Here is a 12,853-nt window from a genome sequence, read left to right on the forward strand (position 1 = left end):
TGGCGGGTTCCGCCGAGATTACTGACGAATTCCGCGCGTAGAGCCGCGGGTCTTTGTAGGAGTCCTACAAAGACCCGCGGAGGAGACGAGGGATCAGACCCAGAACTCCGTGATGCCAGTGCCCTGCTCGGACAGCAGCGCCCGGAGGGTGGAGACCGAAAGGCCGACCACTGCGTGCGGGTCGCCCGTGACCGATTCGATGAACGCCCCGCCGATGCCGTCGATCGTGAACGAGCCGGCGCAGTGCAGCGGCTCGCCGGTGGCCACGTAGGCCCGGATCTCCGCGGGATCGATCTCGGCGAACCGCACGGTGGCGCTGGACAGCCTGCCCAGGCCGGACTGCGGCGCGCCCGCGCCTGCCGCAGCGGTCGACGACGGCGCGTGGCCGGCGTCGTCGTGCGCGGGCCCGGGCGCCGCGGCCGGCGCGATCAGCCAGTGCCCGGTGTGCAGCACGCCTTCGCGGCCGCTCATCCGGGAGATGCGCTCGATGGCGACCTCGGGTTCGTAGGGCTTGCCGTGGGCCTCGCCGTCGAACTCGAAGACGGAGTCGCAGCCCAGCACATAGGCGTCGCGCGCTTCGGGGAGCGCGGCGACGGCCTCCGCCTTGGCGCGGGCCAGGAGCAGGGCGGTCTCGGCCGGAGTGGGATCGTCGGCCGCCGCGGCGACGGCGTCCTCATCCACGGCGGAGACGATTACGTCGAACCGCAGCCCGGCCTCGGTGAGGAGCTTGGCCCGGGCCGGCGACTGCGAGGCGAGGATGAGGCGGGGCGTGCCGCTCACAGCTGGGTGTTGCCGGGCTGATCGTTCGGCTGCTGGCCCTGCTGCGTGAGGTAGACCGACTGACCGGTGGCGCCTTCCTCGCCCTCCTTGAGGGGGATGATGTAGACGGCGGTGCCGTAGGCGCAGACCTCAGTCCAGTTGCCGCCCATCTCGGAGGTGTCGAAGCGCATGGCCACGATCGCGTTGGCGCCGCGCTGCTGCGCCTCATTGACCATGCGGCCCATGACTTCCTGGCGGCTCTCGTAGAGGGCCTTGGTCATCTCGGGCAGCTCGCCGCCGCCGAGGGAACGGAAGCCGGCGAGCATCTGGGACCCGATGTCGCGAGAGCGGACGGTCAGGCCCATCACTTCGCCGAAGACGGCGTCGATGCGGTGCCCGGGGACTTCATTCGTGGTGACGATCAGCATGCCTAGAGCCTAATACGGGATCGCCGTTCGCGAGAGAGCCCGCGAGAGAGCAGTTGGCGCCCCTTCCCAGGACGGGAAGGGGCGCCAACTGTCACTTCGCGAGCACGGAGGCTCCGCGGCGGGGGAGGCCCGGGGTGGGATCAGCGATCCGCGCCCACCAGTTCCTTCTCGGAACCCTCCTCGACGTCCTCGGAGACGTCGTCGGAGAAGGCCACGCCCTGACGCGGTGCGTTGTAGAGGTCAAGGTCCAGGATGCCCTGGCGCTTGGCCACGAGGGTGGGGACCAGAGCCTGACCCGCGACGTTGACCGCGGTGCGGCCCATGTCCAGGATCGGGTCGATGGCCAGCAGGAGGCCGACGCCGGCCAGCGGCAGACCCAGCGTGGAGAGGGTCAGCGTCAGCATGACCACGGCGCCGGTGGTGCCGGCGGTGGCCGCGGAGCCCAGGACCGAGACGAGGACGATCAGCAGGTACTGGCCGAAGTCCAGGTTGATGCCGAAGAACTGGGCGACGAAGATCGCGGCGATGGCCGGGTAGATCGCGGCGCAGCCGTCCATCTTGGTGGTCGAGCCGAGCGGCACGGCGAAGGAGGCGTAGCCGCTGGGGACACCCAGGTTGCGCTCGGTCACACGCTGCGTCAGCGGCATGGTGCCCACGGAGGAACGGGAGACGAAGGCCAGCTGGACGGCGGGCCACACGCCGGAGAAGTACTGCTTGATGGACAGTCCGTGGCTGCGGACCAGGATCGGGTAGACCACGAACAGCACGAGGGCCAGGCCGACGTAGATCGCCACGGTGAACTTCCCGAGCGCGCCGATCGTGTCCCAGCCGTAGCTGGCGACCGCGTTGCCGATCAGGCCGATGGTGCCGATCGGGGCGACGCGGATGATCCACCAGAGGACCTTCTGGATGACGGCCAGGGCGGAGGCGTTGAAGTCCAGGAACTTGTCCGCCTTCTTGCCGGCCTTCAGAGCGGCGACGCCCACGGCGATCGCGAGGACCAGGATCTGCAGGACGTTGAAGTTCACGCTCGTGGAGGCCACGCCGTCGGTGATCTTGGTGCTGACCTCGAGGCCGAGGACGTTGCGGGGGATGAGGCCCTGGAGGAAGGCCCACCAGCTGCCGGCGCTGCCGGAGTACTTGGCCCCTTCCTCGCTGATGCCCGTGCCCGCGCCCGGCTGGAACAGGATGCCCAGGCCGATGCCGATCAGGACGGCGATCAGGGCTGTGATGGCGAACCACAGGAGGGTGTTCCAGGCCAGCTTGGCGGCGTTGGTGACGGCGCGCAGATTCGCGATCGAGCTCACGACGGCCGTGAAGATGAGGGGGACCACGGCGGTCTTCAGCAGCGCGACGTAGCTGGAGCCGATGGTCTGAAGGGTGATGGTCAGGCCGTTCGGGTCATTCTTCGTGCCCCCGAGGTTCCTGGCCACCAGGCCGAGGATGACGCCGAGCACCAGTGCGGCGATGATCTGGACGCCGAAGTTGCCGGCCCAGCGGGGCAGGCGGCTCGGTGCCTTGGGTGCGTTGGTCTCTGTACTCACCCACAGGACAATAGAAATCGGCGTAACAATATTCCACTTTGCGTTGAGCAGTGTTACTTTTCCGCCGGATTTCTGAGAGATTCCTCAAATCCGGGAATATCCGGCGGGAACGACGACGGCGGGGGCGCCCTTCCGGGGCCGCCCGCCGTCGTCGTCAGGGTGGTCAGCCGAGCAGCGCCGTGCGCAGCACGTCCAGGCCGACGGAGCCGACGTTCAGGGCCTTGGAGTGGAACGCCTTCACGTCGAAGGACTCGCCCTCACGCTCCTGGAGTTCCTGACGGATCTGCTCCCAGAGGCGCTGGCCGATCTTGTAACTCGGGGCCTGGCCGGGCCACCCCAGGTACCGGGTGAACTCGAAGTGCAGCTGGCCCTCACTGATGGGCAGGTTGGCACGAAGGAACTCGTAGCCCTTCTCCGCCGTCCAGGGACCGCTGCCCCAGCGTTCCGGCATGTCCAGTTCGAGGTGCACGCCGATGTCGAAGACGACGCGGGCGGCCCGCATGCGCTGCATGTCGAGCATTCCCATGAGGTCGCCCGGGTCGGACAGGAAGCCGAGTTCGTGCATGAGCTTCTCCGCGTACAGCGCCCAGCCCTCGCCGTGGCCCGACACCCAGCAGATGTTGCGGCGCCAGTCGTTCAGGAGCTCCTTGCGGTACACGGCCGTCGCGACCTGCAGGTGATGCCCGGGGACGCCCTCGTGGTAGACCGTGGTGGTCTCGGCCCAGGTGGTGAACTCGTCCTCTCCCGGCGGGACGGACCACCACATGCGGCCGGGGCGCGAGAAGTCGTCGCTGGGGCCGGTGTAGTAGATGCCGCCGTCCTGGGTGGGGGCGATCATGCACTCGAGGGTCTTCATGGGGCCGGGGATGTCGAAGTGGGTCCCGGCGAGGGCGGCGACCGCCTCGTCGGAGAGCTTCTGCATCCAGGCGCGCAGGGCGTCCGTGCCCTGGAGCTGACGGGAGGCGTCCGCGTTGAGGATCTCCTTGGCCTCCTCGATGGTGGCGCCGGGCTTGATCTGCTGGGCCACCTTCTCCTGCTCGGCGATCAGGCGGTCCAGCTCGGCCACGCCCCACGCGTAGCTCTCCTCCAGATCGATCGTGGCGCCCAGGAAGGTGCGGCTGGCCAGGGCGTAGCGCTGGCGGCCCACGGCGTCCTTCTCCGGTGCGGCGGGAAGCAGCTCCTCGCGCAGGAAGTCGATCAGCGTGCCGTACGCCTCCCGCGCGCGGCGCACGCCGTCGTCGAGCGTGGCCTGCAGCTCCTGCGGCAGGGGACCCGACGACGTCGCGGCCTCCCGCGCGAGCTTGGCGAAGAAGCCGTCTTCCGCGGCGTAGCCGGTGGCCTGGTCGATCACGATCCTCACCTGGCGCGCGGCCGAGACGAGGTCCTGGGCCTGGGCGGTCCGCAGGGACTCGATGTACCCCTCGATGGCGGCCGGGACGTTGTGGGCGCGGCCCGCGATGTGGGCCCAGTGCTCCTCGGTGTCCGTGGGCATGAGGTCGAAGATCGCGCGGATGTCCTGCGCGGGGGAGGCGATGTTGTTCAGCTCCGCGAGGGTCCAGCCGCTCGCGTGGCGTTCGACCGCGAGGCCCAGGCGTTCACGCATGGCGTCCAGGGTCACGCGGTCCACGTCGTCGACGGGCTCCAGCTCGTCGAGCGCGGCGAGGGTCTCCTGGTCCAGGCGGGTGAACGCCTCCAGGCCGGCGGGGGAGAAGTCGGGGTACTCGCTCTCGTGCCCCGGCAGTCCCAGACTCGTCGCCAGAGCGGGGTCGAGTTCCAGGAGACGTGCGGTGTAGCTGTCGGCGAGTCGGTCGATGGCCGTCTTGGCGCGGGTGGTGGTCTCAGTCACAGTCCTAGCCTAGGCATTTTTTGAAAGGAATGCTTGAAAAATGTGAGCTGGACTGACCGCGCCCGGTGACCGCCTGTTGCATTTGCGATCTCCTGGGGCTCGAATATCCGCAAAGGCGAAAATATCGCTATGCTCGCACCATGAGTGGAATCCGGATCAAGGATGCCGCCGCCTTCCTGGGAGTCAGTGATGACACCGTGCGCCGGTGGCTCAACAGCGGTCTCCTGAAGGTGGAACGCGGCGGGGGAGTGACCGAGGTGGACGCCCTGTCCCTGGCCGCGCTGGCGCGGGAGCAGGCGGCGCAGCCCGCCGACCCGACGAAGGTGGGCCGTTCGGCCCGCAACCGGATGGTCGGCCTGGTCACCCGCGTCGTCTCGGACACGGTCATGTCCCAGGTGGAGATGCAATGCGGTCCGCACCGGATCGTGTCCCTCATGAGCACGGAGGCCGTCGAGGAACTCGGCATCCGTGAAGGAAAGCTCGCCGTGGCCGTGGTCAAGGCGACCAATGTGATCGTGGAGGTCCCCGATGAGGCGTGAGACCCGCCCTCTGCCGTTCTTCGGCAAAGCCGCCGTCGCTTTCGTGGCGGCGTCGCTCGCCCTGACCGCATGCTCCGGCACGCCTGGAAGCACAGTCTCCGGCAGTGCTTCCGCGCAGGACGCCGGCAAGAAGACGGTCGTCGTTTTCGCCGCGGCCTCCCTCAAGTCCAGCTTCACCACCCTCGCGGAGAAACTCCGTGCCGAGCATCCCGAGCTGGACCTCAAGTTCAACTTCGCCGGCTCGCAGGACCTCGTGGCGCAGATCAAGGCGGGCGCCAAGGCCGATGTGGTGGCCACCGCCGATCTGGCGACCATGGGCAAGCTGAAGGACGCAGATTCGCTCGACGGCGCGGCGCAGAACTTCGCCAGCAACACGCTCACCATCGCCGTGCCGCCCAGCAATCCCGCGAACATCTCCGCGCTCGCCGATCTGGCCAGGCCCGGGGTCAAGACCGTGCTGTGCGCGGTGCAGGTCCCGTGCGGCGCGGCCAGCCACAAGGTGGAGAAGGCGGCCGGTCTCGACATCAAGCCGGTCAGCGAGGAGCTCGCCGTCACTGATGTGCTCGGCAAGGTCTCCTCCGGCGAGGCCGACGCGGGTCTCGTCTACCGCACCGACGCGCAGGGCTCGAAGGGCGCCGTGAAGGCCATCGACTTCCCGCAGAGCAGCGCCGCCGTCAACACCTACGCGGTGGCGCTCGTCAAGGGCGCCCCCGACAGCGACGGCGGCAGGACCTTCCTCTCCGCCCTCGCCGGGGCAACGGGGCAGAAAGTCCTGGCCGACGCCGGGTTCGGCAAGCCGTGAGCGCCCCGGGTGGCGAGTCCACCCGGGCTGCACGGAGCAGGGCCGCGGGTGACGGGAGCCTCCGCGACGGGGCCCGGCCGGACGGCGGTCGGCTGAGCGGTGCTCGCCTTAACGGTGCCCGCCTGAATGGTGTGCGGTTGAATGGCGTGCCCGGCTGGATGCTGCTCGCCGCCGTGCTCGGGCTCGCCTTCATCCTGGTGCCGCCGCTGGCCATGGCCCTCAAAGTCGACTGGGCGCACTTCCTCCCGCTGGTCACGAGCCAGGCCGCTCTGGACGCCCTCTCCCTCAGTCTCCGCACCGCCTGCCTGAGCACGGCGCTCTGCATCGTGCTCGGAGTGCCGCTGGCCGCGGTCCTCTCCCGGGCGCGGTTCCCGGGCAGGCGCGTGCTGAGGTCGCTGGTGCTCCTGCCGCTGGTGATCCCGCCGGTCGTGGGAGGTCTGGCACTGCTGTACGCCTTCGGCCGCTTCGGGCTCCTGGGTCCGCCCCTTCGCGCCGCGGGAGTGGAGCTGTCCTTCAGCACGGCCGCCGTCGTGCTCGCGCAGGCTTTCGTCTCCCTGCCGTATCTCGTCCTCAGTATGGAAGGGGCGCTGTCCAGCGGCGACGTGCGCTACGAGACCGTGGCGGCGACCCTGGGTTCCAGCCCCGCCTCCACCTGGTGGAGGGTGACGCTGCCCCTGGCCCTGCCGGGTCTGCTCTCCGGCGCGGTCCTGGCGTTCGCGCGGTGCCTGGGGGAGTTCGGCGCCACGCTGACCTTCGCGGGCAATCTGCAAGGAGTGACCCGGACGCTTCCCCTGGAGATCTACCTCGCCCGCGAGAGCGACCCCGACGCGGCCGCCGCGCTCGCCCTCCTTCTCGTGGCGGTGGCGGTGCTCGTGGTCGGGCTGGCCCACGGGCCCTGGGTCCGGCGCAAGGCCGGTGTGCGATGAGCGCCGGCCACCCCGACGCGGCCGGCGTGGAACCCGACCTCCTGGATGCCGCCTTTCTGGATGCCGATGTCCGCGTGCCCTCACGGGGCCTCGATCTCCGGCTCGGCCTCGGAGAGAGCGACACCCTGGCGATCATGGGCCCCAACGGCGCCGGCAAGTCCTCTTTCGCGGCGGCCGTGACGGGTACCCTTCCAGGATCCCGGCGACAGGCCGAGGGCCGGATCGTCCTGGGCGGACGGACCCTGCTCGACAGCGCCCGGGGCGTCGACGTCCCCGCGCACCGGCGATCGGTGGCCCTCATGGCCCAGGCCCCGATGCTCTTCCCGCATCTCGACGCCCTGGACAACGTGGCGTTCGGCCCCCGGAGCCGTGGCGTGTCCAGAACTCAGGCGCGGAAAGAGGCGCTCGGCTGGCTGGACAGGGTCGGAGGGCGGGAGTTCGCCGGCGAGAGACCCTGGCAGATCTCCGGTGGGCAGGCGCAGACCGTCGCACTGGCCCGCGCGCTCGCCACCCGGCCCCGGCTGCTCGTCCTCGATGAACCTCTCAACGCTCTCGACGTGACGGCTTCGACCCGGATGCGCGGCACCCTCAAGGAACTGCTGGCCGGTCAGAGCGCCATCCTCATCACCCACGAGATCCTCGACGCCCTGACCCTCGCCAGTCACACGGCGATCCTGCACGACGGGCGCGTGGTGGCCTCCGGGCCGACGCGTGAGCTGTTCACCCGCCCGCCGAACGTTTTCGCCGCGAAGCTGGCCGGGCTGAACCTGATCCGCACCGGAGCGGACGCGCTCGCGTTCCGGGCCGCCGACGTCGTCGTGTCCGCGCGGGAACCCGGCCTCGGCGCCGAGGTGAGCGGCCTGCCCTCAGGGGCCCAGCACTTCCCGGTCACCGCCCAGGCGTTGGAACCCCGCGGAGAGACCGCGCTGCTGCGCGCCGAAGGGGCGGCCGGGGAGGCCGCTGGACATGAGGTGAGTGCCGAGGCCGATGTCAGCCTCGTGGCCGCCATGGACGCCAGCCCGGGCTCACCGCTCTGGTTCAGTGTGCCCGAAGCGGCGCTGCGGCGATACCGTCCGGTGTCCTGAATGCTGACCCGGCCTGCGGGAATCAGCCCGTGGAACTCAGCCGGTGGGAATCAGCCCCGGGACCGGCGCCAGGAGCCCGGGCCGGCCTTGAGCGGCACGTTGAACTGGGCACGGCGGTGCCAGAAACGCTCGGAGTGCCGGGCGGGGTTCCCGGTCTCCTGCGGCTGGCCCGCAGCAAGCGCGCTCACGACGGCGGTCAGCGCGGCGAGCTCTTCGGGCGTGGGGTTGCCCCGGGTGACGGTGAGGAACGGCTGGGCGTTCTCCGCGTCACCCTGGGGCGCATCTGCGGTGGTGGTGGCCATGATCGTCCTTAGAGCGGGATGTTGCCGTGCTTCTTGGCGGGCAGGCCGGCGCGCTTGTCCCGCAGGGCCCGGAGACCACGGATGAGCTGGGTGCGGGTCTCGCTCGGGGCGATGACCGCGTCGATGTAGCCGAGCTCGGCCGCCTGGTACGGGTTGAGGAGCTCGTCCTCGTACTGCCGGATCAGTTCCGCACGGCGGGCCTCGACGTCTCCGCCCTCCGCCTGCACGGCGGCGAGATCGCGGCGGTAGAGGATGTTGACCGCGCCCTGGGCGCCCATGACGCCGATCTGCGCGGTGGGCCAGGCGAGGTTGAGGTCCGCGCCGAGCTTCTTGGAGCCCATCACGATGTACGCGCCGCCGTAGGCCTTGCGGGTGATGACGGTCAGCTTCGGAACGGTGGCCTCGGCGTAGGCGTAGAGCAGCTTCGCGCCGCGGCGGATGATGCCCTGGAACTCCTGGTCCTTGCCGGGCAGGAAGCCGGGCACGTCCACCAGGGTCACGATCGGGATGTTGAACGCGTCGCAGTGCCGCACGAAGCGGGCGGCCTTCTCGGAGGCGGCGATGTCCAGGGTGCCGGCGAACTGCATGGGCTGGTTGGCCACGATGCCGACCGTGTGTCCCTCGATCCGGGCGTAGCCGATCATGACGTTCGGGGCGTACAGGGCCTGCATCTCGAGGAAGTTGCCGTCATCCACCACGTTCTCGATCACGCGGCGCATGTCGTACGGGTGGTTCGCGGAGTCCGGGATGAGGGTGTCCAGGGCGAGGTCGTCCTCGTCCACCTCGAGCTCCTGGCCGTGCTCCAGGATGGGCGCCTCGGCGAGGTTGTTGCTCGGCAGGAAGTCGAGCAGCTCGCGGACGAACTCGATCGCATCCGCCTCGTCGCTCGCCAGGTAGGTGGAGGTGCCGGTGGTGGCGTTGTGCTGACGAGCGCCGCCCAGGGTCTCCATGTCCACGTCCTCACCGGTGACCGTCTTGATGACATCCGGGCCGGTGATGAACATGTGGCTGGTCTTGTCCACCATGACCACGTAGTCGGTCAGGGCGGGGGAGTAGGCGGCGCCACCGGCGCACGGACCCATGATGAGCGAGATCTGGGGCACGACGCCGGACGCGTGCACGTTGTTGCGGAAGATGTCCGCGAACATCGCCAGGGAGGCCACGCCTTCCTGGATGCGGGCGCCGCCGCCGTCGTTGATCCCGATCACGGGGCAGCCGTTGCGCAGGGCGAACTCCTGCACCTTCACGATCTTCTCGCCGTTCACCTGGCTCAGGGAGCCGCCGTAGACGCTGAAGTCCTGGCTGTAGAGGGCCACGAGGCGGCCGTCGACGGTGGCGTAACCAGACACCACGCCGTCACCCAGGGGCTTCTTCTTCTCCATGCCGAACGCGGTGGAGCGGTGCGTGGCGAGGGCGTCGAACTCGACGAAGGAGCCTTCGTCCACGAGCAGGTCGATGCGCTCGCGGGCGGTGTTCTTGCCGCGTGCGTGCTGCTTCTCGACGGCCTCCTGGCCGGACGGGACCAGGGCCTGGGCCTGACGGTCCCGGAAGTCGGCGATCTTCCCCGCGGTGGTGGCAAGGTCGTGGCTCATGGTCCTCACTTCCGGTCCGGCACAGTCCTGTGCCGCTGGCGTACGTGTTGCTTGTGCACATTCGACAAGCCTGAGAGCCAGTCTAGCCAGGGGTCCGGCGCTGATCGCTGTAGGAACCCTACAAAGTCCCGTGTCCAGGCATGGACTGCAGCGAGAGCGTCGCCGTGACGGTTCCACATACTAGCGCCCAGTCCGCTCCCCGGCTCTCGCTTCGCTCGGCGGGGGACCCCTCGCGTACTAGCGCCCAGTCCGCTCCCCGGCTCTCGCTTCGCTCGGCGGGGGACCCCTCGCGTACTAGGCTGGACAGTATGGACGCAGAGGATTCGCAGCAGGTGGAGGGCCGTGAGCCGTTCGACGCGGGTATGCTCCGCCACGGCCTGGTCCAGGCACTCGGTCTCGCCCGGCTGGATCACGTGGACACCACCGGATCCACCAACGCCGACCTGCTCGCCGCCCTGGGATCCGAGGATGGCCGGGGCCGCACCGATTTCCCGGATCTCAGCGTCCTGATCGCCGATCACCAGAGCACCGGCCGGGGCCGCCTCGACCGTCACTGGGAGGCCCCGCCACGGTCGGCGCTGGCCGTCTCGATCGTGCTGCGGCCGGTCAACGCTCAGGGCCGGCCCCTGCCGACCGATTCCTACTCCTGGTTCTCGTTGCTCGCGGCCGAGGCCTGGTGCCTGGCGCTCGAGGACATCTGCGGCGTCCGGGCGGGGGTTAAGTGGCCCAACGATCTCCTCCTCGGTGAGCGCAAGCTCGCCGGCATTCTCGCCCAGCTGCACTTCCCGACGGACGGCCAGCCGCCCGTCGTCGTGCTCGGGACCGGGGTGAACGTCAGCCTGACGGCGGAGGAGCTGCCGGTGCCCACCGCCACCTCCCTTCTGCTGGCCGGGGCGCGGCCCCTGGACCGGACCGCCCTGGCGGCGGCCTATCTGCGCCGCTTCGTCCAGCTCTACCGCGACTACTGCAACTCCGACGGCGACCCCGACGCCGGCCTGGCCGGCGGAGCCTCGCTGCACCACCGCCTGACCCAGTCCACCGTCACGCTCGGCCGGACCGTGAAGGCGCACCTCCCGGGAGACCGCGAGGTCATCGGGCGTGCGGAACGCCTTGATCATCACGGCTCCCTGGTGCTGCTCACCGAGGACGGCCTGGAGCACACGGTCACGGCCGGGGATGTCGTGCACCTGCGCCTGCACGGACCCGACGGCGCCGGCGGCTATGCGTAAGGCCCTGCTTCCGGGGGAACAGCTCATCTGCACCACCCGGCCCCAGGCTCGCAGCCTGATCTGGCCCGTCGTCGCGGGGATCCTGGCTCTCGCGGCGGCGTCCTTCGCCGCGGCCTGGGTGGGCCGGGGCAATCTGAACCGGCTCCTGCCGTGGCTGCCGCAGGGATCGACACCGTACCTGACCCTGGCCTGCGTGATCCTCGGCGCGGCCGTGCTGCTGCTCTTCACGCTGCCGCGGGTGATCGCCTGGAACAGCACCCGCTACGTCCTCACGAGCCAGCGGATCATGATCGTCAACGGCGTGCTCGCCAAGGTCACCCGGCAGTACCTGCTGGCGAGTGTTCAAGGCGTCCGGACGCGCCAGGAACTTCTCCAGCGGCCTCTGCGTTCGGGGACTATAACCTTGGAACTGCGGCATGGCGGATTCGGGGTGCTGAGTGATGTCCCGGAGGTGGAGACCTTCCGGTCCTTCATCCAGGACGCGCTCGACGATCTCCCGGACGGGGTCATCTATCCGGACGACACGATCGACGATTTCCATGATCCCGCATTGCCCTGGGAACTGAGAGAAGGTGAAGAGTGAGCGAGGAGACCTCCGGACAGGCCGCCCCCGCCGTCGACCCGCACGAGACGGACTCCGACGCACACACCCCCGTGGTGCCCGTGCCCACCACCTCCCTTCCCCAGGTCGGCTCGGTCCGCGAACTGCAGCGCCGGCTGCTCGGCGGTGACCGGACGCTCCGCCGTCGCGAAGTCGCCTCCGGCGTGGGCGTCTCGCTGCACTCCGCACGCAAGATCTGGCGTGCTCTCGGTTTCCCGAACTGGGGGGATCAGGACGTCGCCTTCACCGAATCGGACCAGCAGGCGCTGGAGACGATCGTCGGCCTGGTGCGGGAAGGGCTCCTCACCGAGGAGACCGCTATCTCGATCGCCCGCTCCATCGGCCAGATGACGGACCGCATGGTCGTGTGGCAGGTCGAGGCCCTGGTCGAAGACCTCATGGCCAATCAGGGCATTCCGGACGCCGAGGCGCGGCAGAACATCGTGGAGGTGCTGCCGGCCCTGATCGACCCGCTCGAGCAGGTGCTCCGGTACTCCTGGCGCCGTCAGCTCAACGCCGCCGTCCAGCGGCTCTCGGTCCGCGCGGCCTCCGGCCTGGAAGCGAGCGAGGAGGGGCGCGAAGGCGATGAGGACGATGCTCCGCTGCCGCTGGCACGCGCCGTGGGCTTCGCCGACCTGGTCTCCTACACGAGCCTGTCCCGCCGCATGAACGAGCGCACCCTCGCGCAGCTGGTCCAGCGATTTGAGAACAAGTGCGCCGAGATCATCTCCGTGGGCGGCGGCCGCCTCGTCAAGACCATCGGCGACGAAGTGCTCTACGTCGCCGAGACGCCGACCGCGGGAGCCGAGATCTCCCTGGCGCTCTCCCAGGCCTTCGAGGACGATGAGATCCTGCCGAAAACCAGGGTGGCCCTGGTCTGGGGACGCATCCTCTCCCGCATGGGCGACATCTACGGGCCCACCGTCAATCTGGCGGCGCGCCTCACCGCGCTCGCCGAACCGGGGACCGTGCTGATCGACTCCCTGACGGCGAGTGTGCTGGCGCGGGATGAGCGTTACATCCTGACCCCGCAGGAACCGGAAAACGTGCGCGGATTCGGCGAGATCTCGCCGGTCCTGCTGGAACGCGGCGCAGGGCTCGGACTCGTGGTGGACTGAGCCTCCCGCAATTATTCATTCGATGTTACTTTTGAGTTGGATCACCGGCGTGAAAAACTCAGGGGACAGGAACGTCCGGGTA

The 12,853-nt window shown here is 69.4% G+C and carries 13 protein-coding genes; 7 read left to right on the forward strand and 6 right to left on the reverse strand.

From position 1 onward, the window contains the following. Positions 1 to 93 precede the first annotated feature (93 nt). The 4 genes from P9849_RS04715 to P9849_RS04730 all read right to left on the reverse strand — a co-directional run bounded on the left by P9849_RS04715 (position 94) and on the right by P9849_RS04730 (position 4,577). The gene (locus P9849_RS04715) at positions 94 to 780 is read right to left on the reverse strand and encodes a Maf family protein (RefSeq protein WP_278268532.1); all 687 of its coding nucleotides are present in this window, start codon (positions 778 to 780) and stop codon (positions 94 to 96) included. Next, positions 777 to 1,187: a YbjQ family protein gene (locus P9849_RS04720; protein WP_066216897.1), complete on the reverse strand. Its 411-nt coding sequence runs from the start codon at positions 1,185 to 1,187 to the stop codon at positions 777 to 779. The genes P9849_RS04715 and P9849_RS04720 overlap by 4 nt, the downstream gene beginning before the upstream one ends. A 140-nt stretch (positions 1,188 to 1,327) precedes the next feature. Further along, the gene (locus P9849_RS04725; RefSeq protein WP_278268533.1) at positions 1,328 to 2,731 is read right to left on the reverse strand and encodes a dicarboxylate/amino acid:cation symporter; all 1,404 of its coding nucleotides are present in this window, start codon (positions 2,729 to 2,731) and stop codon (positions 1,328 to 1,330) included. A 163-nt stretch (positions 2,732 to 2,894) separates the two neighbouring features. Further along, positions 2,895 to 4,577 carry a DUF885 domain-containing protein gene (locus P9849_RS04730; protein ID WP_278268534.1) on the reverse strand — a complete coding sequence of 561 codons (1,683 nt, stop codon included), beginning with the start codon at positions 4,575 to 4,577 and terminating at the stop codon, positions 2,895 to 2,897. A 140-nt stretch (positions 4,578 to 4,717) separates the two neighbouring features. On the opposite strand from P9849_RS04730, the gene P9849_RS04735 reads away from it, so the two are divergent. From P9849_RS04735 to P9849_RS04750, 4 genes are all read left to right on the forward strand, one after another. Next, a complete protein-coding gene (locus tag P9849_RS04735; RefSeq protein ID WP_278268535.1) occupies positions 4,718 to 5,116 on the forward strand; it encodes a TOBE domain-containing protein in 399 nt (132 codons plus the stop codon). After that, positions 5,106 to 5,918: a molybdate ABC transporter substrate-binding protein gene (gene modA, locus P9849_RS04740; RefSeq protein WP_278268536.1), complete on the forward strand. Its 813-nt coding sequence runs from the start codon at positions 5,106 to 5,108 to the stop codon at positions 5,916 to 5,918. The genes P9849_RS04735 and modA overlap by 11 nt, the downstream gene beginning before the upstream one ends. Before the next feature lie 158 nt (positions 5,919 to 6,076). Then, positions 6,077 to 6,844: an ABC transporter permease gene (locus tag P9849_RS04745; RefSeq protein WP_278269093.1), complete on the forward strand. Its 768-nt coding sequence runs from the start codon at positions 6,077 to 6,079 to the stop codon at positions 6,842 to 6,844. Next, positions 6,841 to 7,929, forward strand: coding sequence for an ATP-binding cassette domain-containing protein (locus tag P9849_RS04750; protein ID WP_278268537.1), 1,089 nt, complete (start codon positions 6,841 to 6,843; stop codon positions 7,927 to 7,929). The genes P9849_RS04745 and P9849_RS04750 overlap by 4 nt, the downstream gene beginning before the upstream one ends. A gap of 50 nt (positions 7,930 to 7,979) precedes the next feature. Here P9849_RS04750 and P9849_RS04755 read toward each other — a convergent pair whose 3' ends face one another. Both P9849_RS04755 and P9849_RS04760 read right to left on the reverse strand, forming a co-directional pair. Then, positions 7,980 to 8,231: an acyl-CoA carboxylase subunit epsilon gene (locus P9849_RS04755; RefSeq protein ID WP_278268538.1), complete on the reverse strand. Its 252-nt coding sequence runs from the start codon at positions 8,229 to 8,231 to the stop codon at positions 7,980 to 7,982. Between the two features lie 8 nt (positions 8,232 to 8,239). Beyond that, positions 8,240 to 9,823, reverse strand: a complete 1,584-nt coding sequence (locus P9849_RS04760) for an acyl-CoA carboxylase subunit beta (RefSeq protein WP_144629163.1) — start codon at positions 9,821 to 9,823, stop codon at positions 8,240 to 8,242. 308 nt (positions 9,824 to 10,131) lie between these two features. On the opposite strand from P9849_RS04760, the gene P9849_RS04765 reads away from it, so the two are divergent. The 3 genes from P9849_RS04765 (at position 10,132) to P9849_RS04775 (ending at position 12,771) form a co-directional block, all read left to right on the forward strand. Next, positions 10,132 to 11,052, forward strand: a complete 921-nt coding sequence (locus P9849_RS04765) for a biotin--[acetyl-CoA-carboxylase] ligase (RefSeq protein ID WP_278268539.1) — start codon at positions 10,132 to 10,134, stop codon at positions 11,050 to 11,052. Further along, positions 11,045 to 11,635, forward strand: a complete 591-nt coding sequence (locus P9849_RS04770; RefSeq protein WP_278268540.1) for a PH domain-containing protein — start codon at positions 11,045 to 11,047, stop codon at positions 11,633 to 11,635. Before P9849_RS04765 ends, P9849_RS04770 begins: the two co-directional genes overlap by 8 nt. A 71-nt stretch (positions 11,636 to 11,706) precedes the next feature. After that, a complete protein-coding gene (locus tag P9849_RS04775; protein ID WP_278269094.1) occupies positions 11,707 to 12,771 on the forward strand; it encodes an adenylate/guanylate cyclase domain-containing protein in 1,065 nt (354 codons plus the stop codon). Positions 12,772 to 12,853 lie beyond the last annotated feature (82 nt).

Source organism: Arthrobacter sp. Y-9, assembly GCF_029690065.1.
GTDB lineage: Bacteria > Actinomycetota > Actinomycetes > Actinomycetales > Micrococcaceae > Arthrobacter_E.